At 71.8% G+C, this 24,434-nt stretch carries 16 protein-coding genes; 8 read left to right on the forward strand and 8 right to left on the reverse strand.

What is annotated here, in order from left to right; all coding sequences use genetic code 11:
- Window positions 1-248: 248 nt before the first annotated feature.
- Window positions 249-1,040 carry an energy-coupling factor transporter transmembrane component T family protein gene (locus GFD30_RS04530; protein ID WP_322632936.1) on the forward strand — a complete coding sequence of 264 codons (792 nt, stop codon included), beginning with the start codon at window positions 249-251 and terminating at the stop codon, window positions 1,038-1,040.
- 187 nt (window positions 1,041-1,227) lie between these two features.
- Complete coding sequence (locus GFD30_RS04535; RefSeq protein WP_153024014.1) at window positions 1,228-1,848, forward strand: MBL fold metallo-hydrolase; 621 nt, start codon at window positions 1,228-1,230, stop codon at window positions 1,846-1,848.
- Between the two features lie 168 nt (window positions 1,849-2,016).
- On the opposite strand, the gene GFD30_RS04540 is transcribed toward GFD30_RS04535, so the two are convergent.
- Both GFD30_RS04540 and GFD30_RS04545 read right to left on the reverse strand, forming a co-directional pair.
- Window positions 2,017-3,843, reverse strand: a complete 1,827-nt coding sequence (locus GFD30_RS04540; RefSeq protein ID WP_153024064.1) for an ABC transporter ATP-binding protein — start codon at window positions 3,841-3,843, stop codon at window positions 2,017-2,019.
- A gap of 2 nt (window positions 3,844-3,845) precedes the next feature.
- Window positions 3,846-5,654, reverse strand: coding sequence for an ABC transporter ATP-binding protein (locus GFD30_RS04545; protein ID WP_153024015.1), 1,809 nt, complete (start codon window positions 5,652-5,654; stop codon window positions 3,846-3,848).
- A 93-nt stretch (window positions 5,655-5,747) separates the two neighbouring features.
- On the opposite strand from GFD30_RS04545, the gene GFD30_RS04550 reads away from it, so the two are divergent.
- Window positions 5,748-6,539 carry a TetR/AcrR family transcriptional regulator gene (locus GFD30_RS04550; RefSeq protein ID WP_153024016.1) on the forward strand — a complete coding sequence of 264 codons (792 nt, stop codon included), beginning with the start codon at window positions 5,748-5,750 and terminating at the stop codon, window positions 6,537-6,539.
- A 61-nt stretch (window positions 6,540-6,600) separates the two neighbouring features.
- Window positions 6,601-7,221 carry a VOC family protein gene (locus GFD30_RS04555; RefSeq protein ID WP_153024017.1) on the forward strand — a complete coding sequence of 207 codons (621 nt, stop codon included), beginning with the start codon at window positions 6,601-6,603 and terminating at the stop codon, window positions 7,219-7,221.
- Between the two features lie 80 nt (window positions 7,222-7,301).
- On the opposite strand, the gene GFD30_RS04560 is transcribed toward GFD30_RS04555, so the two are convergent.
- From GFD30_RS04560 to GFD30_RS04570, 3 genes are all read right to left on the reverse strand, one after another.
- The gene (locus tag GFD30_RS04560) at window positions 7,302-8,234 is read right to left on the reverse strand and encodes an intradiol ring-cleavage dioxygenase (RefSeq protein ID WP_322632937.1); all 933 of its coding nucleotides are present in this window, start codon (window positions 8,232-8,234) and stop codon (window positions 7,302-7,304) included.
- Window positions 8,235-8,327: 93 nt separating this feature from the next.
- Window positions 8,328-9,152 (reverse strand): class I SAM-dependent methyltransferase, encoded by an 825-nt coding sequence (locus tag GFD30_RS04565; protein WP_153024018.1) that lies wholly within the window; start codon window positions 9,150-9,152, stop codon window positions 8,328-8,330.
- Window positions 9,153-9,197: 45 nt separating this feature from the next.
- Window positions 9,198-9,851, reverse strand: a complete 654-nt coding sequence (locus GFD30_RS04570; RefSeq protein ID WP_227995817.1) for a GNAT family N-acetyltransferase — start codon at window positions 9,849-9,851, stop codon at window positions 9,198-9,200.
- A 147-nt stretch (window positions 9,852-9,998) separates the two neighbouring features.
- Here GFD30_RS04570 and GFD30_RS04575 point away from each other — a divergent pair, with 147 nt between their 5' ends.
- Complete coding sequence (locus GFD30_RS04575) at window positions 9,999-10,586, forward strand: DNA-3-methyladenine glycosylase I (RefSeq protein WP_153024019.1); 588 nt, start codon at window positions 9,999-10,001, stop codon at window positions 10,584-10,586.
- Window positions 10,587-10,750: 164 nt separating this feature from the next.
- Here the strand turns inward: GFD30_RS04575 and GFD30_RS04580 are convergent, their stop codons facing one another.
- The 3 genes from GFD30_RS04580 to GFD30_RS04590 form a co-directional block, all read right to left on the reverse strand.
- Window positions 10,751-14,068: a phosphodiester glycosidase family protein gene (locus tag GFD30_RS04580; RefSeq protein ID WP_153024020.1), complete on the reverse strand. Its 3,318-nt coding sequence runs from the start codon at window positions 14,066-14,068 to the stop codon at window positions 10,751-10,753.
- 237 nt (window positions 14,069-14,305) lie between these two features.
- On the reverse strand, window positions 14,306-14,785 hold the full coding sequence (locus tag GFD30_RS04585; RefSeq protein WP_153024021.1) for a nuclear transport factor 2 family protein: 480 nt from the start codon (window positions 14,783-14,785) through the stop codon (window positions 14,306-14,308).
- Window positions 14,786-14,867: 82 nt separating this feature from the next.
- On the reverse strand, window positions 14,868-15,896 hold the full coding sequence (locus GFD30_RS04590) for a LacI family DNA-binding transcriptional regulator (protein WP_322632938.1): 1,029 nt from the start codon (window positions 15,894-15,896) through the stop codon (window positions 14,868-14,870).
- 261 nt (window positions 15,897-16,157) lie between these two features.
- Between GFD30_RS04590 and GFD30_RS27470 the strand changes: the two genes are divergently transcribed.
- The 3 genes from GFD30_RS27470 to GFD30_RS04605 are packed head-to-tail and all read left to right on the forward strand — an operon-like array spanning window position 16,158 to window position 24,392.
- Window positions 16,158-20,237 (forward strand): Ig-like domain-containing protein, encoded by a 4,080-nt coding sequence (locus GFD30_RS27470; protein ID WP_153024022.1) that lies wholly within the window; start codon window positions 16,158-16,160, stop codon window positions 20,235-20,237.
- A gap of 25 nt (window positions 20,238-20,262) precedes the next feature.
- The gene (locus tag GFD30_RS04600; protein WP_153024023.1) at window positions 20,263-21,741 is read left to right on the forward strand and encodes a family 43 glycosylhydrolase; all 1,479 of its coding nucleotides are present in this window, start codon (window positions 20,263-20,265) and stop codon (window positions 21,739-21,741) included.
- Entirely contained in the window at window positions 21,741-24,392 is a 2,652-nt protein-coding gene (locus GFD30_RS04605; RefSeq protein ID WP_153024024.1) for a beta-L-arabinofuranosidase domain-containing protein, read from the forward strand. Before GFD30_RS04600 ends, GFD30_RS04605 begins: the two co-directional genes overlap by 1 nt.
- Window positions 24,393-24,434 lie beyond the last annotated feature (42 nt).

Genomic DNA, 24,434 nt, shown 5'->3' on the forward strand with positions numbered 1-24,434 from the left:
GTGTTGGTCCTCGGCCTTGCCTGGGCTGCTGCGGGAGCCGAGTGCCCGGGCGATGCCCCGTCGAGTCTGGACGCCGCACGCGGGCCCGCCTCGATCCTGCGAACCGCGGGGGAGGCCGTGTTGAGCCCGGTTCCGGTCGTCGGCCTCCCCTGGTCGACCGCAAGGGCCGACTGCCGGGGCGATGCCCTGTCGATCCTGGACGCCGTACGCGGACCCGCCTCGATCCTGTGCACGGCCGGGGAGGTCCGGTGCTGACCTTCGCCCCCGTCTGCGGACCCGATGCGCCGATCGCCCGCGCCAACCCCGTCGCCAAGCTCGCCGCCGTCGCGCTGGTGACCGTCGTCGCGCTCGTCGCCGGCGACTGGCTCACCCCGCTGCTCCTGCTCGCCGCCATGCTGATCGTCCTGCCGTTCACCGGCATCCGGGCCCGGCCCCTCGCCAGGCGCCTGCGCTGGCTGTGGCTGGCCGCCGGCACGGTGGTCATCGTCAACGCCCTGTTCGCCGCCGAGCAGACCGGCCGCATCCTGCTCACCCTCGGCCCCGTCGCGATCGGCTCCGGCGCGCTCCTCGACGGCGTCGCGATCGGCCTGCGCGTCTGCGTCGCCGCCACCGCCGGCGTCCTGGTCTTCGCCACCACCGATCCGACCGACCTCGCCGACGCGCTCACCCAGCAGTTGAAGGCCCCGCCGCGCTTCACCATCGGGTCGCTCGCCGCGCTCCGGCTCCTCCCGCTGCTCGGCGCCGAATGGAACCAGATCACCACCGCGCGCCGCGCCCGCGGCCTCGAAGGCGGCTGGAACCCCGTGCGGCGCACCAGACTCTTCGCCTCCACCATGTTCGCGCTCCTCGTCGGCGCCATCCGCCGCGCCGGACGCCTCGCCGCCGCCATGGACGCCCGCGGTTTCGACACCGAGATCCCGCGGACCCACGCCCGCGAGCAGCGGATGCGCCCGGGCGACTGGGCGGTCATCGCTCTGGCGGCCGGGGCGGCCGCAGCGGCCGTCGCCGTCAGCGTCGCCGCCGGGACCTTCACCGTCTGAGCCGCCACCGGTGTCACAGCGGCGAACGAACGGCATCCGCGCACCCGCACGGCCCCTTCACTCCTCCGCCCGCCGTCGGCGACGCCCGCTCCGCGATTTCGTTCGGTGCGCTCCCCGCCTCGGCGGCAATGCGGCACATTGTCCGAACGAGCCCCGGTGGGGCCGTCCGTCGTCCTACGGTGGGACCATGCGACTCACCAAGTTCGGTCATTCCTGCGTCAGGCTCGACACCGGCGAAGGGGCCGTCGTCATCGACCCCGGCGTCTTCTCCGACCCGGCCGCGCTCGACGGCGCCGACGCCGTCTTCATCACGCACCAGCACCCCGACCACTGCAACGACCCCGCCCTCCGGCTGCTCGCCGAAGACCGGCCCGACGTCCGGATATTCGGACCGAGCGGGGTCTCGGCGACCCTCGCCGACGTCCCGTTCACGGTCGTCAGCGCCGACGACGTGATCCCCGTTGCCGGCACCGAAGTGAAGGTCTTCGGCGAACACCACGCGCTCGCGCACGCCGACATCCCCGTGGTCCAGAACGTCGGCTACCTCATCGACGGGATCTACCACCCCGGCGACTCGTTCACCGTCCCCGACGCCCCGGTCAGGGCCCTTCTCGTGCCGGTCGCCGCGCCCTGGCTCAAACTCGCCGAGGCCATCGACTTCATCCGCGCCGTCGACGCCCCGGCCGTCTACCCCATCCACGACGCGATCCTCAACGACGACGGCCTCGCCATCGTCGACCGCATGCTCGCGAACCTCATCGGCGAGCCCTTCCAGCGCATCCCCAACGGCGTCGAATCGACCGTCTGACCCCGCCATCGGTGCGGGCCGACGAACGCACACCGGCGCCCCGGGCCGATCGGCCCGGGCGCCGGTTCCTACGGGCCCTGGTTTCCATTGCAGCGCACCGAGTCTCGAATCCCGGGCGGCATTCGCCCGCCCGAGGCTCCGCTTGAGCGAGCGTCTCCCCGCCCGAGATCAGGTCCGGGCCGCGGCTTCCTCCTCCTCGACCGCGGGCTGCGCGAACTGCGCCTCGTAGAGCCGCGCGTACGCGCCGCCCGAAGTCAGCAGCTTCTCGTGCGGGCCCTGCTCGACTACCGTGCCGTGCTCCATCACCACGATCACGTCGGCGTCGCGGATCGTCGAGAGCCGGTGCGCGATCACGAAACTCGTGCGCCCCTGCCGCAGCGCGACCATCCCCTGCTGGACGAGCATCTCGGTGCGGGTGTCCACCGAGCTGGTCGCCTCGTCGAGGATGAGGATCGACGGATCGATCAGGAACGCCCGGGCGATCGTCACCAACTGCCGCTCGCCCGCGCTCAACCCGCCCTCGTCGGCGCCCACGATCGTGTCGTAGCCGTCCGGCAGCGTCCGGATGAAGTGGTCGGCGTGCGCCGCCTGCGCGGCCGCGGCGACCTCCTCGCGGGTCGCTCCCGGCCTGCCGTACGCGATGTTCTCCGCGATGGTGCCCTCGAACAGCCACGTGTCCTGCAAGACCATGCCGATCCGGCGCCGCAGCCGCTCCCGCTCCACCGTGGACACGTCGACGCCGTCGACGGTGATCCGGCCCGCGTCCAGGTCGTAGAACCGCATGAGCAGGTTGACCAGCGTGGTCTTCCCCGCCCCGGTCGGCCCCACGATCGCGACCGTCTGACCCGGCTGCGCCTCGAGCCACAAGTGCTCGATGAGCGGCTCGTCGGGCAGGTACCGGAACGACACGTCCTCGAACGCCACCCGCCCCTCGACCGCCGTCAGCTCGTCTCCCGCAGCGGCGGGCTCGGGCGACTGCTCCTCGGCGTCGAGGAACTCGAACACGCGCTCGCCCGAGGCGACCGCCGACTGCACCTGCCCGAACAGCGCCGCCAGCATGTTCAGCGGGTTCGAGAACTGGCCCGTGTACTGGATGAACGCCTGGATCTGCCCGAAGGTCAGCGCCCCGGCCGCCACCTGGAGCCCGCCGGCCACCGCCACGAGCACATAGGTCACCAGCCCCAGGAACGCCATCGCAGGACCGAGAAGCGCCGACACCCACTGCGCCCGGACCGTGTTCTCGTACAGGTCCCGGTTGTGCCGCTCGAACACCGCCGCGCCCTCGGCCCGGCGGCCGAACAGGGTCACCAGCTGGTGCCCGGTGATCATCTCCTCGACGTGCCCGTTCAGCTTCCCGGTCGTCGCCCACTGCTGCGCGAACCGCGGCTGGCTGCGCCTGCCGATGATCCGCGCCGCCAGCACCGTCAGCGGCAGCGTCAGGACCACGATCAGCGTCAGCAGCGGCGAGATCGTGAGCATCATGATCGGCACGCCCACGAGGAACAGCAGGCCCTGCACGATCCGCTGGGTCACCAGCCCGACGGTCTGCGTCAGGTTGTCGATGTCGTTGGTGACCCGCGACAGCACCTCGCCCCGGGGCCGGGAGTCGAAGTAGGACAGCGGAAGCGACGCGATCTTCCGGTCGGCCTCCTCGCGCAGCCGGTACGCCATGTGCTGCGCCATCTTCGCGATCGTGCGCCCGTTGCTCACGGTGATCCCGAAGGTGGCCAGCGAGATCGCGATGGCCAGCCCGAGCACCTGCGCGAGCGCCCCGAAGTCCACGTCGCCCGCCGAGGCGCCGTCGATGACGAGGTCGGTCGCGCGGCCCAGGACCGCGGGCACGGCCAGCATCCCGAGGACCATCAGGACCCCGAAGCCCACGACGGAGGCGAGCCGGAGCCGGTCGCGGCGCAGGCGCTCGATGATGCGGCGCAGCGTGCCGCGGAAGTCGTCGGCCTTCTTCAGGGTCGGCGCCGCCAGACCCGGTCCGCGCATGGTCACCGCGCCTCCTGAAGGGTGAGCTGGGAGTTGACGATCTCGGCGTACACCGGATTGGACTCGAGGAGCTCCTCGTGGGTGCCGGTGCCGACGACCCGTCCGGCGTCGAGGACGACGATGCGGTCGGCGTCGCGGATCGTCGAGACCCGCTGGGCCACGATCACCTGCGCGGCGTCGGCGATGTCGGCCGCGAGCGCGGCCCGCAGCGCCGCGTCGGTGGCCGTGTCCAGTGCGGAGAACGAGTCGTCGAAGAGGTAGATCTTGGGCCGTGCCACCAGTGTCCGAGCGATGGCGAGGCGCTGGCGCTGTCCGCCGGAGACGGTGGTGCCGCCCTGGCCGATGACGGTGTCGAGGCCGTCGGGCATGGCGCGGACGAAGTCGGCGGCCTGGGCGGTCTCGAGCGCGCGCCACAGGGCCGCGTCGTCAGCGTCGGGGTCGCCGTAGCGCAGGTTCGAGGCGATGGTGCCCGAGAACAGGTAGGCGCGCTGGGGGACGAGGCCGACGGTGCGGGCGATGAGGGCCCGGTCCATGTCCCTGACGTCGACGCCGTCGATGCGGACGGCGCCTTCGTCCACGTCGAAGAGGCGGGGGACGAGGTTGAGCAGGGTGGTCTTGCCGGCGCCGGTGGAGCCGATGACCGCGGTGGTCTGCCCGGGCCGGGCGATGAGGTCGACGCCGCGGAGGACGGCCTCTTCCGCGCCGGCGTACCGGAAGGTGACGCCGTCGATGTCGAGTTCGCCGCGCCCGGGGAGTTCGCCGACGGCGTCGACGGGGTCGATGATCGACGGCGCCGTGTCGAGGACTTCGCGGATGCGCCCGGCGGCGACCTTCGCGCGCGGGGCCATCATGAACACGCCCATGGACATCATGACCGAGCCGAGGATGAGCCCGGCGTAGGTGAGGAACGCGATCAGGTCGCCGATCTGCATGCGGCCGTCGGCGATGCGGGCGGCGCCGATCCAGACGATCGCGATCGAGGTGAGGTTGCTGACGGCCATGGCGGTGGCGCCGAAGAACGCCTGGACGCGGCCGACGCGGAGGGATGCGGCGGTGAGTTCGGCGTTGGCGTCGCTGAAGCGGCGCTGCTCGTGGTCGTCGCGGACGAACGCGCGGATGACGCGGATGCCGGTGATGTGCTCGCGCATGACCCGGTTGATGCCGTCGATGCCCCGCTGCATGACGCGGCCGGCCGGGATCATCGCTGTGACGATGAACGAGATGGCGACGGCGACGACGGGGATCGCGGCCAGGAGCACGCCGGTCATCGGCACGTCGAGCGTGAGCGCGAGCGACAGGCCGCCGATCGCGGTGATCGGCGCGGTCAGGAACAGGGTGAGGCCCATGACCAGCATGGTGACGACCTGGGTGACGTCGTTCGTGGTGCGGGTGATGAGCGAGGGGGCGCCGAATCGGTCCATCTCGGCGGCGGAGAAGCGCTGCACCTGGGCGAAGAGGTCGGCGCGGAGATCGCGGCCGAGGCCCATGGAGGCGCGGGCGCCGTAGTAGACGCCGAGGGCGGCCGCGGTGAGCTGGACGACGGTGACGGCGAGCATGAGGGCGCCGTGGCGGATCACGTAGCCGGTGTCGCCGGCCGCGACGCCGTTGTTGATCAGGTCGGCGTTGAGGGTGGGCACGTACAGGGACGCGAGGGTCTGCACGATCTGGAAGACGACCGTGAGGAGGAGCGGCCTGCGGTGGGGGCGGAGGTAGTCGGCGAGGAGGCGGAGGATCGACGCCTCCGGTTCGTCCTCCCCGCCGGCGGGGGGTGCCGTCCGGCGGACGGTGTCGGGCGGTGGGTTTCCTGTCATGCCGCCGAGCGTAGCACCGAACTTTGACCGGGTACAAAGTTTTTCCAGGACTAATTTTGGTCTCGGTCCATCCAAGTCTGATACAGTTGCGGCATGGAACAACGGAGCGGCCTGCGCGAACGCAAGAAGAACGCCATGTGGGGGCGCCTGAAGGCGACCGCGCTCCAGATGTTCGTGGAACGCGGATACGAGAACGTCTCCGTCGCCGAGATCGCCGCCGCCGCGGAGGTCTCCAAGGCCACGGTGTTCAACTACTTCCCGACGAAGGAAGACCTCGTCATCGGCGGCATGAAGCACCACGTCGAGGACCCCGCGCGCGTCGTGCGCGAGCGGCCGCGCGGCCAGACCCCGCACGCGGCCCTGCGCGACCGCTACCTGGAGCTGCTCGAGCACCGCGCCCCCCAGACGGGCCTGAGCGACAATCCGCGGTTCCTGGAGGTCCAGCGCCTCCTCCAGACCACCCCCGCGCTGATGGTGAGCGCCATGGACTACCGCCGCCGGTCGGCGGTGCTCCTGGCCGAGGTCCTCATCGAGGAGGGCCACCCGCGCCTCACCTCCCGACTGGTCGCCTCCCAGCTCCTGCACACCCAGCACATCCTCGTCGAGGTCAACGTCCACCACATCCTCGAGGGCGAGCCGATCGACGAGCTCCACCAGCGGGCCGTCACCGCCGCCCACCACGCGTTCGGGCTGCTCGAGCACGGCATCGGCGACCTCATGCGCCGCGACAGCGAGCCGCCCGCGCCCGACGCCGCCTTCACGCCCGACGGCTGCCGCATCGGCTACGAGCCCGGCCGCGCCGAGGCCGAGGAGGTCCTCGAGCGGTTCATGGCCGGGCCCGCCGACGACGTCCTCAAGGCGCTGACGGACCCCGGCCGCCGCTGAGTTCGGTGCGGTTTCAGGACGGCGGTTACGGCTGTGGCGCATCGTGACTAAACTCCGGCCCATGTCCTCACTCGACCACCTCGTTCTCGCCACGCCCGACCTGGCCGCCACGGTCAAGGAGGTCGGCCGCCTGACCGGGACGCAACCCGTCCCGGGCGGCGTCCACCAGGGCCTGGGCACCAGGAACTTCCTGCTCGGCCTCGGCGATGGCGCCTACCTCGAGATCATCGGCCCGGACCGGGAGCAGCCCGACCCCGGGCGGCCCCGCCCGTTCGGCATCGACAACCTCGTCGACGCCCGGCTCGTCACCTGGGCCGTCCGGGTCGAGGACATCGACGACGCGGTCGCCGCCTCCCGCGAGTCCGGATACGACCCCGGCGAACCGTGGGACATGACCCGCACGACCGCCGACGGCCGCACCCTCAACTGGCGCCTGACCCTCGACCGCGAGGGCCGCCACCGCGGCCCCGTGCCCTTCCTCATCGACTGGGGCCTGACCCCGCACCCCGCCGACGAACTGCCGGTCGTCCCGCTCGTGGGCCTGGAGGCGGTCCACCCGCACCCTGAGCGCGTCGGACCCCACATCGACGCCATCGGCGCGAAGCTCCCGATGAAGGCCGGCAACCGCGGCGCCCTCGCCGCGACGCTCTTCGGCGAGTCCGGCCTCGTGGTCCTGATCTGAACCCGCTCGACGCGACGCCGCGCGGAACCGAACGCAAGCAGGCCCGCCACCGCAGCGCGGTCGCGGGCCTTTCCCTGCGCTCAGCCTTCCGAGCCCGGCGGGGTCCCGCCGGGGCCGCCGTCCCCTCCGCCGCCTGACATCCCGCCGGCGGCCGCCTCGGTCGCCGTGTCGACGCCGACCGCGAGCGCGATCGCGTACCCGCCGGCGACGTCGCCGGTGACGGTCGCGAGTTGCGAGGCGCCGCCGTCGTCGCTGAAGATCCCGTCGGACTCCAGTGAGACCTGCGAGAGGTTCTCGACCGACTGCTCGTACCCCTCCTCGGCGTACACGGTCTCGCAGACGTCCTGCGGCAGCGCGATCTGCGAGGTCGCGATCGCGTTGGCGCTGTCGCTGATCGAGTCGGCGTCCGGGTAGACCTCGAAGTGGAGGTGCGGCCAGCGGCCCGAGTAGCAGGCCGGGAAGACGCTCTGGAACGCGACGACCCCGTCGGCGTCGGCGACCTGCACCCCGCGCAGGTAGTTCTCGCCCTCGACGCCTTCGGAGTACATCGAGTACCGGCCTTCGCGGTCGCAGTGCCACAGGTAGACGGCCGCACCCTCGAAGCGGGCGTTGTCGTTCGCCATGTCGTAGACCGTCAGCTCGATGCCCATCGGCACGCCTTCGGCGGTGGTCGTGCTGCTCCCGAAGCTGGAGCGGATGTCGCTGCGGACGACGCCGCTCTCGGCGAGCACGTCGGGGCCGTTCGAGCCGTCGCCCGGGTACGGCCCGGCGGTCTCCTGCGGGATCTCAGTCAGCTCCCCTGACGAGGCCGTCCCGGAATTGGAGCCGTCGTCGCCCGAGCCCGTGCACGCCGCCAGTCCCAGGGCCGCGGCCCCGGCGCCTGCGACGAGCACGCCGCGGCGGCTGAGCAGCGTCCCGATGTCGAACTGGAGGCCCTGGTCGACCAGCTCCTCGTCGGGCCTGGCGTACGGCCGGCCCTCATAGGTCGGCTTCACGTCCTGCTTGGCGGTCACTGTCCCACCCCTCTCACCTCGTGTTCCGCCATTCTTCGGGGGCTCGTCCCGGTGCGGCTGGAAGGCGGATCAGAGAAGCATGGGAACCGGGCGTCACACCCGGCTCGCCTTGAGCGAGTACATGAGCGGGGCGCGCGGCACGCCGCCGGGCTGGTGGAAGTGCCTGCCGGTCTGCTCGAGGGAGGCGAACTTCTGGAACAGGGTCCAGTCGCGCTCGTGCAGGAACTCGATGCGCAGCCCGGTCGCCGCGATCGCGGACACGACCGAGCCGAGCGAGTGGTTCCACTCGTAGTTGAGGTTGTTCCGGGTGTTCGCCTCGCCGTCGGTGTAGGTGCCCGGCTCGTCGAAGACCATGGCCTCCTCGTCCAAGTAGTCGCGTTCGAAGCGGGTGCCGGTGTCCCAGTCGAGGACGTCGGCCACCGGGTGGAACTCGGCGAGGTACAGGAACCCGCCGGGCGCGACCAGGGAGGCGGCGACCTCGGCCCAGCGTTCGACGTCGGGCAGCCAGACGAGCGCGCCGATGCCGGTGTAGACGATGTCGAAGGTCCGCCCGCCGAGGGCCTCGCGGGCGTCGTACACGTCCGCGGCGACGAACGAAGCCCGCTCGGGCCCGAAGCCGAGGCCGGCGGCGAGGCCGCGCGCGACCTCGAGCGCCGGCTCGGAGAAGTCGAGCCCCACGACCTCGGCGGCGCCGTGACGGGCCCACGAGAGCGTGTCCTGCCCCATGTGGCATTGCAGGTGGACGAGGCGCTTGCCGGTCACGTCGCCGACCTCCTCGACTTCGAACGCGTTGACGTCGCCGCCGCCGGCCAGGAAGCCCGCCTGGTCGTAGTGGCGGCTCGCGGCGTGGATCGGGACGCGCTCGTCCCACATGGCCCGGTTGGCGTCGCGCCACTGGGCGCCGGAGGTCGCGGTCATAGGCACACTGTGACAGCGGTGGCGTTGACCGGCAAGCGATTTGCCTCAATCGCGCTTGCTGCGAGCCCCGGGGAAGTCGGAGACGAAGGACCAGCCCAGGTGCTCGTAGAGGGCGCGGCCGTCGTCGCTGGCGACGAGCAGGCCCCAGGCCATGCCGAGCGCGTGCGCCTGGACGGCGAGGGCGCGCATCATCAGGGTCCCGAGGCCGCGGCGCCGGTGGGCCGGGGCGGTGACGACCTTGTCGAACACGCCGAAGTCGTCGGTGCGGCCGAGGCGCGCGGAAGCGGCCAGGTCGCCGTTGGCGTGGAAGACCCGCGCCACGGTGAGCGGCCCTTCGGTCTCGACGGTGAGCCGGTACCCGTCGGGGACGGCGTAGGCGGCGGGTGCGAACGCGACGGTCATGAGGTGGCCGCCCTCGTCCATCGTCCAGGAGGCGGGGACGATCGAGCGGAGCAGCTCGGACGGCCCGGCGATCATGACCTGGCGGCCGGGGACGTCGAGCCGTGCGGCGGTCTCGGCGAGGGATTCGGGGGTGTAGGTGTGGAAGACGCGGCGGATCTCGGTGCTCGGCGGGCCGACCGCGACCTCGAAGCCGCCGTCGATCGGCTCGGGCTGCGCGGTGATGCGCGAGTGGGCGCGGCCGCGGCCCCAGGCCATGACGAGGTCGGGGAGGGTGTGGCCGGTGGGCGTGCTGGTCATGGGGGGCTCCTTCGGTACGGTGCGAACACCTGGACTCTATTGCAACTATCTTGCAATAAGCCACCGACATTCCCGAGCGCGAGGTCGCGGATCGGCGAGGACGTGTCGGACCCGGCGCGTAGGCTCGCGTCGGTCAGGAGGGAAGCGATGAGTGACGCGGTGATGTCGGCCGAGGACGGCCTGGCGCGGTGCCCATGGGGTGCGGCCCCGGAGATCTACCGGGACTACCACGACGGCGAGTGGGGCCGACCGGTGCGCGGCGACGACGAGCTGTTCGAGCGGGTGAGCCTGGAGGCGTTCCAGTCGGGCCTGTCGTGGCTGGTGATCCTGCGCAAGCGCGAGGCGTTCCGCAAGGCGTTCGACGGCTTCTCGATCGCCAAGGTCGCCGCCTACACCGACGACGACGCCGAGCGGCTTCTGGCCGACGCGGGCATCGTCCGCAACCGCTTGAAGATCGCGGCGACCATCGCGAACGCGAAGGCCGCCGCCGAACTCGCCGGCACCGCGGTGGGCGGCCTCAGCGAGCTCGTGTGGTCCTACGCGCCCGACCGGCGCGAGCGGCCCAAGCGACTGGCGGACGTCCCGGCCGTCACCCCCGAGTCGACGGCCCTGTCGAAGGCCCTCAAGAAGCACGGCTTCCGTTTCGTCGGCCCGACCACCGCCTACGCGATGATGCAGGCGGTGGGGATGGTCGACGACCACCTGGCCGACTGCCACGTGCCCGAACTGCCCTAGCGCCCCGGGGCCGTTGCCCTGGGCGGCGGCGCCGCGGCCACCGGGAGCACGGGCTCGCGGAGGTGAGGCCGCTGCATTGACTCCAGCGTGTCGGCGTCCTGGCGGCGCCGACCCCGAGTGCGCGCTCGGCGGGACCGCTCGTCCGGGCCCCGCCGAGCCGCGCGTTATCCGATGGTGATCGTGTCGGCGGCGGCGACGCCGTTGACGGTGGCGGTCAGTTCCACGGTCCCGGAACGCCAGGCCCGCAGTTCGCGGGTCTCGGGGTCGAACCAGGCGTCGAAGCGCCACCAGTGGAGCGGCCCGGGCGGGTGCTCGCCGATGTAGACGTTCGTCCCGGACCAGGCGACGCCCATCGGGTAGACGACGGGCATCGTCGCATCGCCTTGGGTCAGTTCGGCTCCCACCACGACGGTCTCGCCGGGTGCGAGGTCGGCCGCGTCCACGCGGAGTCCGTCGACCCGGGGCCGGACCTGCGCCGTGAGCCATTCCTGGCCCGAGGCGCCGATGCCGAACTCGGTCCAGCCGACGAAGCCGCCGTCCTCGGGGGTCGTGGAGGGCGACTTCCCGGAGTTGCCGTTGACCCAGTAGGACACGCCGTCGACGCGGGAGGCGTCGAAGTAGCCCGCATGCGCTCCGATGTAGACGGCCTCCTTGCCGCTGCCGGTCTCGAATCCGGTGAGCCATTCCTCGACCACTTCGGCTTCGAGCCGGTCGCCGAGCTGGCTCGCGGCCTGCGGGGACTTGTCGCGGGTCGGGACGTGCGCGACGACGGCGACCGAGTCCACCTCCGGGTCGGCCGCGGCCTCGTCAAGGGCGGTGCGCAGCATGAGGATCTGCTCCCAGCCGCCTTCGCCGATCGTCAGGCCGGAGGTGTCGAGCGTGATGAACCGGGTGCCGCCGCGGTCGAAGGTCCGGTACGCGGGCCCGAAGACCGCCGACCAGTCGGCGATGCTGCACCCCATGGCCTCGTGGTTGCCGGGGACGTACACCCACTCGAGGTCGTCGCCGAGCTCCTCGTCCAGGATCCGCTCGGCCAGGGCGAGGTCGTCGCTCTCGCACTCGTCCACGAGGTCCCCGTTGACGATGAGGAACTCGGCGCCGGACTCCTTGACCTCCCGGAGCGTGCGGCGGACCGAGGCGACGATGGCGCTGTCGGGGTTCTCGGCGGTGAACTGGCCGTCGGACATGACCGCGAACGTCCAGTCCGCGCCGTCGAGGTCGCCGGCGACCAGCGGGTCCGCGTGCGGCGCCGCGGCGGGGATCTCCACGTCCGGCGCGGTGTACGCGACGAGGCCGCTGATGGTGATCGACCCGTGGTACGAGGCCGCGGGCCGGGTCTCGGCGACGTAGAAGCGGTACACCGACACCGGGTAGTTCGTGCCGTCCGGGACCTCGAACTCGACCCACTGCCACCCGGGCTCCGTCAGGTACGCGCCGCGGAGCACCACATCGGTTCCATTGGCGTCCTTGAGGTGCAGTGACGGCCACTCGCCGTCGCCTTCGGCCTCGATCCACATGCCGAACCGCTGCGGCTGGCCCGCGACCGGGATCGCGGCCGGCGGCCGGGCGTAGGCGGCGCGGGTCGCCGTGGACTGCGTGAAGTCGTAGGTCAGGGCGAGACCGGCCTCGCCGTCGTGGCCCGGCGCGGGCGCCATGGACCCGGTGGCCCGTGCTGTGGAGAAGATCCACTGCGCGGCGTCGCTCAGGTCGGTCACGGGCGCCGCTTCGAGGCCGACGGTGACCGCGAGCGCGGTGGCGATGCCGCCCACGGTGATCGCGACGGTGCCGGAGCCGCTGCCGGCCGTCGCGGCGACGGTGTACCCGCCGCGCCCGTCCGGTTCGATCGTGAACAGGTCCTCGTCGTAGTCGAGGTCGATGTCGCGCGGGTCGATCGGGGCGGTGAAGCCCTGCGCGTCGGATCCGATCACCTGGAACGCGGCGGTCGAGTCGCCGCCGGGAAGCGACAGGAGCCGCTGGGAGGGTTCGAGGGCGGTGAGCGCGCCGAGCACGGTGAGCTCGGTGGAGCCGCTCGCCGAACCGTCCTTCGCGGTCACCACTGCGGTGCCGGAGCGGCCCCGGGCGTGGAAGACCGCGTCGTCGTCGACCCAGCCGAGGCGGGACGGCGAGGTCCGCCACCGCGGGTCGGCGTCGGCGGGCCCGTACGCGTCGTCGTAGGCGGCGACCGACAGCGGCCGGGTCAGCCCGGGGAAGACGCGGTCGTAGTCGGCGCCTTCGATGGCGCCGGGCGTGAACGGCGCTTGGGGTGCGACGGCGAATCCGGCCGGCTCGCCGTCGCCCGCGGGGACGGTGAACGCGAGGGCGTTGCCCACCGAGCGCTCGGTGCCGTCCGAGGGGCTGTTGACGGTGACGAGGTCGCCGGTGCCGGGGGCGCGGGCGATGAGCGTCGAGGAGCCGCCGCCGTCGAGGTTGAGCGCGCTGTGGGCGCCCATGGCGAGGAGCTGCTCGGCGGTCTCCTCGAGGGTGTACCCGCCGCTGGCGGCCTGCCGGCCGTCCACGGTGAGGACGTAGAGCTCGGTCCCGTCCTCGGAGACGCCGACGGCGGTGCGCGGGTGGCGGGCCTGGTCGGCGTGGTCGACGATCGCGCCGTCCTGGATGAGGATCTGGCGGCCCGAGACCGCGGTCTCGGGGAGGTCCCCGTCGGCGCCGTCGCCGTGCTCGACTGCGCGGTATTCGACCGCGACCTCGTCGCCGACGGCGAGCGCGGCGAGGGCCTGCGCTCCGGTGCCCTTGCCGACGAGGCTGACGGCGTCCTCGGCGATCGCGCCCTCCTGGGGCGCGTCGGTGACGGCCGTGACGATGCCGTCGACAAGGGTCACTTCGGTGACGGGGGCGCCGTCGGCGACGCGGGCGCGGCTCGCGGTGCCCCAGGCGGCGTCGTACACGCCGATACCGCCGGCCGGCAGCGCGGTCGTGTTGAGGCCGTGGAGGTCCAGGACGCCGGTGTCGGTGGTCGCGGTGCCTTCGAAGGCGATCGACTGGATCGAGGCGGTGCCGTCCGCGTCGAATCCGATCACATTGGACGATCCGGTGGCGGCGGACTTGACGAGTTCGCCGTCGGCGATCGCGACGCCTTCGGCGCCGCCGGTGTCGTTGATGTCGAAGAAGTCGGCGTTGAACGCGAGGACGGCGTCCGCGACGCATTCGAGCTGGCCGCGGACGGGCTCGGACGCGGCGACCGACCCGGGGGAGAGGTACTGAGGGCTCGCGCCGGCGGTGAGGTCGACGGTGGCCGCGTCGCCGCGGATCCAGCCCTGGTCCTCCCAGCGGTCGAAGGACTCGAGGGTGATGCCGGGGGCGATCACCGCGGAGCCGGCGCCGACGGGGACGGCCGTGTCGGTGCCTTCCTGGGCGAGGGCGGGCGGGGCGGTGGCGAGTGCCGCGGTGAGGGCGGCAGCGGCGATCCACGGGGTCGTTCGCACGATGGGGGCCTGGCCTTCGGGGGAGTTCGGGTGCAGGGTCACACCCAAGATCCCATGAAAATCGGCTACATCGGAAGTCCTGTACGCGAAAATAATCGCCAAATTCTCGGCGAACCGGCGCTTGCGGCGGCGGCTCCTTGATGAGCCGCGGGCGAACGGCGGCTCCGGGGCACGCCATTACGTCAGACCGGCACGGTCGCAGCGTGGTCGAACGCCGCCGCTGCGGCCCCGGGCCGCCCGGCGCGGTCGGCCGCCGCGCTCTGATGGACAGGACTTGCCCTAGTCGATGGGGCCGCAGATCTTCCACTCGCCGTCTTCGACGGCGAGGTCCAGGGTCCTCGTCTCGGTGGTGACGGTGCCGTCGGGCAGGGTCGGCCCGAAGACCTCGGCCTCGACGGTGGCGGTCTCGCCGTCCTGCGTCGTCTCGACGATCGCGACCTCGTAGACGATGTCCGCTTCGGTGAGATCGGTGAGGTTGCTCGCCAGCGCGGAGACCTCGCCGTCGGCGCGTTCGGCGAACTCGTTGAAGGTGCCCACGTACTCCTCGCAGAAATGCGCCGCTGCGGCGTCGCTGATGGCGTCGGCTTCGCCGCCGAGCAGGAGCGTGCCGGCGATCGCCGGGTGCCCGTCGGCGTAGTAGTCGCGGACCGCGTCCTCCGGGGTGCCTTCGATGTCGGTGCAGGAGGTCAAGGCGAGTGCCGTCGTCAGCGCCGCGGCGGCGGCGAGTCCGGTGGGGGCGAGTCTGCCGAAGGGGTGCATAGGCGTCGGCCGTTCGTTCGAGGGGCGGAGGGTGACACCATTATGGACCGGTCCGGCCACTCGGCCGTACGGGGCCGCGGATCTACGCTTCGGGGGCCGTGGAGCCGCGGACGACGACTCGGCACTGGACGGTGCGCACGCCCCGGCCGTGCTCGGCGTCGATCGCCTCGAAGAGGGCCCGGGCGGCGGTGCGGCCCAGCTCCTCCAGGTTCATGTCCACACTGGTCAACTGCGGGCGGGCGCCGGTCGTCATGACCTGCCAGTCGTCGAAGCCCATGACCGCGACGTCCTCGGGGACGCGGCGGCCGCGCTCGCGCAGCGTGTCGAGCACGCCGCGGGCGACCTGGTCGGAGCCGCACAGGATCGCGTCCACCTCCGGCTCGCGGTCGAGGAGCATCGAGGCAGCGGCGCGGCCCCAGCCCTCTTCCCAAGTGCCGTAGGCGACGTCGCCGACGAGAGCGAGCCCGGCGTCCTCGAGGGCGGCGAGCGCGCCGGTGACGCGGTCGCGGGCGGCGCTGTACCCGCGGTCGCCGCTGATGTGCGCGATCCTGGTGCGCCCGCAGGCGATCAGGTGCTCGACGGCCATCCGCCCGGCGCCCACGTTGTCGGGGACGATCGAGAGGTCCTCGGGATGCTCCGAGGGCGCGTACGCGTAGACGACCGGGACGTCCACGGCCGCGGCGAGCGGCGGTCGCGGGTCGGTCGAGGAGCCGACCACGATGAGGCCGTCGACGCGCCGGCTCAGTAGCGCCTGCACGTGGTGCCGCTCGCGGATCGCGTCCCCGCGGGCGTCGCACAGGAACACCGACATCTCGCCCGCCCCGAAGGCGTCCTCCGCGCCCATGAGGATCGGGAGGCTGAAGCGGCCCACCAGGTCGGAGGTGAGCAGCCCGACGGTGCCGGTGCGCCCGGCGAGCAGGCCGCGCGCGAGCGAGTTGGGGGAGAACGACAACTGGGCGGCCGCCTCCATGACCCGCTCGCGGGTCACGGCGCTGACGTGGTTGCGGCCGTTGAGGGCCTTGGAGGCGGTGGCGACCGAGACGCCCGCCAGCCTGGCCACGTCGGTCAGCGTGGCGGCGCGGGTGCCGCGCGGTGCCGGGGGTCGGGCCACCTCGTCCTCCTTGTGCCGGGTCCCGCTGCCGGGCGGGACGGCTCGACTGTATCCGACGCGCGGAAATCCCGCTAATCCTGCTTTCGGCCACACTTCCGCTGGTCCCCGCGCCGGCCGGAATTCATCGGGATCTATGCATTGACAGCGCGTTGCCGGGACCCCTACGATCGTCTCCACGGCGTTCCGAAAAGGTTTTCGGAGGCTTTCGGTTTTCCGGCCCCCCACTCGATCCGGCACACCTCAAGCGCACGGAGGCACGCAATGGTGCACCGCCCCCCGTCCACCCGACTCCTCGCCACCGCCGCCGCGACCGCACTCGCCGCAGGACTCCTCGCCGTCGGCGCCGTCCCCGCCGCGGCCCAGCAGACCATCGGCTACCCCGAGTTCACCGGCGGCGACGCCGTCCCCGACGAACCCGTCCCCTTCGAGCTCGGCGGCATGATGCCTGCGATGTACGAGGAGGAGCTCGACGGCGGCGACGGCACCGACTTCTGGATGGACCGCCTCCTCGCCCGGGAAGGCGCCGACCCCGCCGGCGACCAGTGGCTCATGACCCGCGGCCGGGCCCTCCTCATGCGCGTCCACGAGCCGAGCGTCATCGGCTTCGGCGGCCAGCTCGCCTACTACGACCCCTACTTCGACCGCGCCTCGAACACCGACGGCTTCACCATCGACATCGGCGACGGCGGCTTCACCGAGAACGTGGACCAGCGCCGCCAGACCCCCAGCCACTGGACCTCCGTGCACGACAACGGCACCCTCACCGCCGAAGTCCAGAAGTTCATCACCCGCCACAACACCGCGGTCGCGAACGTCACCGTCACCAACCACGGCCCCGACGCCGCCGTCCCCCTCCGCGTCGACTCCGACTTCGCCTGGACCGCCGACGGCGACGAGCTCACCGGCGTCCTCGACGTCCAGAACTCCCGCCTCGAACGACTCACCACCGTCTTCCCGCGCCTGTCCGGCACCGGACTCACCCCCGACGGCGGCGCCCTCACCGGCGAACTCCAACTCGCCCAAGGCGAATCCGCCACCTTCAAGGTCCAGCTCGGCATGATCGCCGAAGAGATCCCCGAATCCGCGACCGAGTACGAGACCTACCGCGACGCCGCCCCCGACGACGCCTTCGCCGCCCACGTCCAGACCTACAACAAGTGGTGGGCCGACAACCTCCCCTACTTCGACGTCCCCGACGAGGCCCACAAGAAGTTCATCTACTACCGCTGGTGGCTGATGCGCTACAACTACCTCGACGCGGACATCCCCGGCAACGACTTCCAGTTCCCCACCTCCATCGAAGGCGTCACCGGCTACAACAACGCCATCGCGCTCACCGTCCCGATGTTCATCGACGACCTCAAGTACCTGCGCGACCCCGCCTACTCCTACGGCCCCTGGGTCTCCACCGGCGAGTCCTCGATGGGCGGCCGCTTCATGGACAACCCCGGCGACCCCGAGAACTGGTCGAACTCCTACACCCAGTACATCGCCGAGGCCGCCTGGCGCTCCTACCAGATCCACGGCGGCCCGACCGCGGTCGCCGAGAACCTCGCCCGCTACGCCGAAGGCGACGTCAAAGGCCAGCTCGAGACCTTCGACTCCAACGGCAACTGGCTCATCGAGTACGACTGGGGCGCGATGACCGGCAACGACGCCGACGCCGTCTCCTTCCACTGGAGGGACGGCGACCTCGACCGCGCCGAATCCGCCTACCAGTACTCCGGCGCGCTCGCCGCCGCCGAAGCCTACGAACTCGCCGGGAACACCGCCAAGGCCGACGAGATGCGCGCCATCGCCGAGAACATCCGCAGCGCCATCACCGACGTCCTCTGGAACCCCGAGACCCAGCTCTTCGAGCACGTCCACGTCGCCTCCGGCGACCACGTGCCGTGGAAGGAGATCAACAACTACTACCCGTTCGCCGTCGGCGCCGTCCCGAACGAGGAGCCCTACACCGACGCCCTCCGCCTCTTCGCCGACCCGAACGAGTACCCGGTCTTCCCCTTCTACACCGCCAACCAGGCCGACAAGGCCGAGGCCGCCGAACAGGGCAACCCCGGCTCCAACAACTTCTCCCAGATCAACTCCACCGTCCAGTTCAGACTCTTCTCGTCTGCGCTGCGCGACTACGACCAGGACGCCATCACCACCGACGACTACAAGAAGCTCTTGTACTGGAACGCCTGGTCCACCTACATCGACGGCGACACCGCCTGGCCCGACGCCAACGAGTTCTGGGCCGACTGGGACGGCCAGGAGATCGGCTACCGCTCCTGGATCCACCACACCACCCTCGGCTCCAGCATCTGGACCTACGTGGAGGACGTCGCCGGCCTGCGCCCGCGCACCGACGACAAGGTCGAGCTCTCCCCGATCGACATCGGCTGGGACCACTTCACCGTCGACGACCTCCGCTACCGCGACGCCGACCTCACGATCGTCTGGGACCGGCCCGGCGACGGCGCCGACCACTACCCCGGCGCCCCCGAGGGATACTCCGTCTACATCGACGGCACCCGCGCCTTCACCCTCGACAGCCTCGTCCCCGCCGTCTGGGACCCCGACACCGGCCGCGTCGAACTCGCCGACGGCGGCGCCGTCATCAAGAGCCGCAAGATGAAGCACCTCTCCGCCCCCGAGGACGTCGCACTCGAAGGCCGCGTCGTCGACGTCTTCGCCAAAGCCGGCGCCGACCTCACCGGCGAGGCCGACAACCTCGCCGAAGGCCGGCCGGCCACCGCCTCCTTCACCGCGGCCGGCACCAGCACGGACGGCGCCGTCGACGGCACCACCGTCAACGCCCCCATCTGGTCCAGCGAAGGCTCCGGCAACGCCGTCGACTGGTACGAAGTGGACCTCGGCGAGCAGACGAGCATCGACGAGCTCCGCCTCTACTTCTACCGCGACCGCACCCCCGGCGGCCTCGCCGAACCCGCCGTCTACCAGGTCCAGTACCACGACGGCACCGACTGGGCCACCGTCGAGGACCAGACCAAGACCCCCGCGATCCCGCGCGCCAACTACAACCAGGTCCAGTTCCCGCAGATCACCACCGACCGCGTCCGCATCCTCCTCGACCACCAGGACGGACGCGCCACCGGACTCAAGGAAGTCCAAGTCCTGCAAACGGACCACGACGCCGACCCGCCGGAGAACACCGCCCCCTACGCGCTGGCCAGACAGGACCTCTCCTTCCGCCAGCCCATGCAGGGGCTGCTCACCGGCACGGTCAAAGACGACGGCCTCCCCCTCGACGGCGCGCTGACCGCGTCGTGGGCGGCCGTCGACGGGCCCGGCGCGGTCGTATTCGAGGACCCGACCGCGCCGAGCACCGTCGCTACCTTCACCGAACCGGGCGACTACACCCTCCGGCTCACCGCCGCCGACGGCACCGCCACCACCGCCTCCACTGTGGAAGTGCATGTGGCCGAACCGGACGACCGCACCAACGCCGCCCTCTTCGCCGCCCCCACCGCCTCCTACACCTCCCCGTGGGAGAACACCACCGCCGTCAACGACGGCATCGACCCGCCCCGCTCCAACGACACCGTCAACCCCCGCTGGGGCACCTGGCCCGAGACCGGCGAGCAGTGGGTCCGACTGGACTGGGCGACCCCCGTCCGCATCGACGCCTCCGACATGTACTTCTTCGACGACGGCGGCGGCGTCCGCGCCCCCGCCGACTGGAAGATCCAATACCTCGACGGCGACCAGTGGGCCGACGTCACCGCCGACGGCCCCTACGGCACCGCGACCGACCGGTACAACGCCGTCGCCTTCGACCCCGTGACCACCACCGCCGTCCGCGCCGTCCTCACCAGCGGCGGCGCCTCGGTCGGCGTCCTCGAATGGAAGGTCTTCGCCGAAGCGCCCCAACAGGTCCGCGCCGTCCACCAGCCGACCCTCGCCGGCGCCGTCCCGACCCTCCCCGCCACCGTCACCTGCGTCTACGGCGACGGCACCCGCCTCGACCTCCCCGTCGTCTGGGGCCCGATCACCGAAGCCGACGTCGCCCAGCCCGCCACCGCGTTCCACGTCGGCGGGCTCGTCACCGGCCTCGCCCTCCCCGCCGACGCCACCGTCCACGTCAGACTCACCGACCAGGTCGAGATCACCGCGCTCGAGGCCGAGGAGATCACCACCCCGGCCGGCACCGCGCCGCAGCTCCCGCCCACCGTGACCGCCGTCTACAACGACGGCTCCAAGGACAACGTGAGCACCGCGGTCACCTGGGACGCCGTCGACCCCGCCGACTACGCCGCACCCGGCACCTTCACCGTCCAGGGCGCCATCGCGGGCACCTCCCTGCGCGCCCAGGCCCACGTCACCGTCACCTGATCTCCAACCGGCACAGGAGAACACCATGCACCGCACCGCGAACCGAAACCTCGCCCTCCGAAGAACACTCGCCGCCGCGCTGGCCGCGGCACTGGCCTGGACCCTGTTCCAGATCACCGCGACCCCGGCCCAGGCACAGGCCGTGAACGTCGCCCGCTCGGCGACCCCCTCGGCCTCCTACACCTCCTCGTGGGAGACCACGGCCGCCGTCAACGACGGCATCGAACCGCCCGGCTCCAACGACACCGTCAACCCGCGCTGGGGCACCTGGCCCCAGACCGGAACGCAATGGGTGCAGCTGACCTGGGCCGGCCCGGTCACCGTGTCCGCATCGGACCTGTACTTCTTCGACGACTCGTTCAACAGCGGCCCCGGCGGCGTCCGCCTGCCCTCCAGCTGGCGCATCGAATATCTCAACAACGGCTCGTGGACCCCCGTCACCGGCGCCAGCGGCTACGGCGTCAACGCGAACGCCTACAACCACACCGACTTCACCGCCGTCACCACCACCGCGCTCCGAGCCGTCCTCCAGAGCGGCACCGCCTCGGTCGGCGTCCTCGAATGGAAGGTGTGGGGCCAGGGCTCCGCCGCCCAGTCCGGCAACCCGATCATCCGCGACATCTACACCGCCGACCCGGCCACCCTCGTCGTCGGCGACACCGCCTACCTCTTCACCGGCCGCGACGAGGCCGCCGCCGGCCAGCAGGCCTTCGTCATGGACGAGTGGCACGCCTACTCCTCCACCGCACCGGCCAACAGCCGGTCCGCCTGGACCGCCCACGGCGCCCGCCTCTCCCTCGACGTCTTCGACTGGGCCGGCGCCAACGCCTGGGCCTCCGAAGTCGAGCAGGGACCCGACGGGCGGTACTACTGGTTCGTCTCGGTCGACGGCAGCACCGACAACGGGTGGATGAACATCGGCGTCGCCGTCGCGGACCACCCGCTCGGCCCGTACGAGGACGCCATCGGCGGCCCGCTCATCTCCGACTCGACCCCGAACTCGTCGGCCCTCAACATCGACCCCACCGTCTTCCGCGCCGCCGACGGCCGGATCTACCTCTACTGGGGCTCCTACTGGCAGCCGCGCATGGTGCGACTGAACCAGGACATGACCTCGCTCGCGAGCGCCGTGACCACCCCGCAGGGCCTCACGGACTTCTGGGAGGCGCCCTGGATGTTCGAACGGAACGGCACCTACTACATGGCCTACGCCTCGAACGCCGGCGCCGACTGCGTCACCGGCTCCGCCTACGCGTGCATCCGGTACGCGACCGCCACCGACCCGGCCGGGCCCTGGACGCACCGCGGCGTCGTCCTCGGCCAGGTCACCTCGACCACCAACCACCCGGCGATCATGCAGTTCGACGGCCAGTGGTGGATGGTCTACCACACCGCCGACGCGCCCGGCGGCGGGAACTTCCGCCGCTCGGTCGCCATGGACCGGCTGTACTTCAACGCCGACGGCACCATCCAGAAGGTAGTCCAGACCAGGGGAGCCGCCTGATGAACCTCAACCGCCGCAACGCACTTCGCCTGGGCGCCTTGGCGTCCCTGGCCCCCGCCGGGCTCCTGCACCAGGGTCCGGCGGGGGCCGCCCCCGCGGCGTCCGAGCTGCAGGGCCCCGCATCCTGGGCGGTGCGCCCCTTCGGCCTCGACGAGGTCGCGCTCGGCGACGGGATCTTCGCCGACAAGCGCGACCGGATGCTCCACTACGCGAGCGGCTACGAGGCCGCCCGCGGCGAACTCGCCGGACCCGACCGGATGCTCTACAACTTCCGCGCCAACGCCGGCATCCCCAACCCCGACGGCATCGCGCCGCCAGGGAGCTGGGACGACGCCAACGGCTACCTGCGCGGCCACTACTCCGGGCACTTCCTGTCCATGCTCGCCCAGGCGTACGCGAGCACCGGCGACGGCCGGTACCGCCGCAAACTCGACCACCTCGTCTCCGGGCTCGGCGAATGCCGGGACGCGCTCGCCGCGGCCGCCGCGGAAGCGACCCCCCGCGTCCCGGGCCGCAGCGGCACCGCCCTGCGCCTGACCGGCTCCCCGCTGGGCCACGCCGAACACGTGCGGCTCCCCAGTGGACTCGTCGACGCCCTCACCGAGCTCACCGTCGCGACCTGGATCAAGCCCGCCGCGATCGACCGGACCCGCCTGCCCGACCCGAGCCAGGACCCCGCGCCGCTGCTCAACGGCGCCAAGGTCTTCGACTTCGGGGCGGACGCCGACCGGCACCTGTACCTGACCGTGCGCGCCGACAACGCGAACCCGTACCCGCGCTTCGCCATCACGACCGGCGGCACCGCGGGGGAGCAGCGCGTCACCGCCGCCGCGCCCCTGCCGGCCGGCGCATGGACGCACCTCGCGGTCGTCCTCGGCGGCGGCACCGCCACCCTCTACGTCGACGGCGCCGCCGCGGCCTCCGGCCCGGTCGCGCTCACCCCCGCCGACCTCGGCGCCACCGCCGCGAACTGGATCGGCCGCGGGCAGTTCCCGCAGGGGAGCGTCCAGTACCTCGGCGCCGACGTGGACGAGTTCCACCTCTTCAGCCACGCACTGGGAGCAGGAGAGGTCGCCGCCCTGGCCGAAGGATCCGGGCCGGGCGGCGACCTCGCCTCCTACCGGTTCGACGAGGACCCGGGCCCGGTGTGCGCCGACTCCTCCGGAAACGGCCGGCACGCGGAGGTCGTCGCCCCCTACGACGGCCGCCGCCACCCCGGCTTCCTCGCCGCCTACCCCGAGACCCAGTTCCTGCGGCTCGAGGAGTTCGCGACCTACGGCGGCAACGCCGGGATCTGGGCCCCGTACTACACCACCCACAAGATCCTCGCCGGACTCCTCGACGCCCACCGCGTCGGCGGGAACACCGACGCGCTGCACATCGCCTCGGGAATCGGCGAGTGGGTCCACTCGCGACTGTCTGTTCTCGACCGCGCCCGGCTCGACCGGATGTGGTCGATCTACATCGCCGGCGAGTACGGCGGCATCAACGAGTCCCTCGCCGACCTCGCCGCCGCCGTCCCCGACCGGCCCGAGTTCCTTGAGACCGCGGCGTACTTCGACAACACGGCCCTCCTCGCCGCCACCGCCGCGGGCGAGGACCTCCTCGACGGCAAGCATGCCAACCAGCACATCCCGCAGTTCACCGGCTACCTCCGGATGTACGAGCAGGGCGCGGGCGAGGACTACTTCACCGCCGCGAAGCGGTTCTGGGACATGGTGGTGCCGCACCGCGCCTACGCCCACGGCGGCACCGGCGTGGGCGAGATCTTCCGCGCCCGCGGCGTGATCGCCGGCTCCCTGTGGCAGTACCCGAACGACCCCAACCACGCCGAGACCTGCTGCGCCTACAACCTGATCAAACTCGCGCGGAACCTGTTCCTCCACACCGTGGACCCCAAGTACATGGAGTACTGCGAACGGGCCCTGTTCAACCAGATCCTCGCCTCCCGCCGCGACGCCGACAGCACCGCGAGCCCGAACGTCACGTACTTCGTGCCCGTGCGCCCCGGGCAGCGCCGCGGCTACGGCAACACCGGCACCTGCTGCGGCGGCACCGGCATGGAGAACCACACCAAGCACCAGGAGTCGGTCTACTTCGCCGGCGACGACGGCCTCTACGTCAACCTCTACATGGCGTCCACGCTCGACTGGTCCGACCGGCGCACCGAGGTCGTGCAGACCACCGGCTACCCGTTCGAGGGCGCGAGCCGCCTTGAGTTCAGCGGCCGCGGCGGCCGCTTCGACCTCAAACTGCGCGTCCCCTCCTGGGCGACGACCTTCACCGTCGAGGTCAACGGCCGCCGCCAGTGGATCGACGCCGAACCGGGCACCTACGCCACCGTACGGCGCCGCTGGCGCGACGGCGACACCGTCGACATCGCGATGCCCCTGCGCCTCTACACCGAAGCGGCCCTGGACGACCCGCAGATCCAATCCGTCTACTACGGACCGACGGTCTTGGCGATCAAGCACGGCCCCGTCGGCACCGACCCCGCCACCGGCCTGATCGACATCGCCGTCGGCGACGACCTCGACGCGGCGTTCGAACCGACCGGCGAACCGCTCCACTTCACCGCCGACGGCTACACCTTCGCACCCCTGCACCTCGGCGACGAGGACCCGTACCACCTGTACTGGCGGCGGCAGTAGCCGTCCGCCCGACCCCTTGAACCCCTGTTCAGTGAGGAGTAG

The organism is Glycomyces albidus (assembly GCF_009451885.1).
GTDB classification, from domain to species: domain Bacteria; phylum Actinomycetota; class Actinomycetes; order Mycobacteriales; family Micromonosporaceae; genus Glycomyces; species Glycomyces albidus.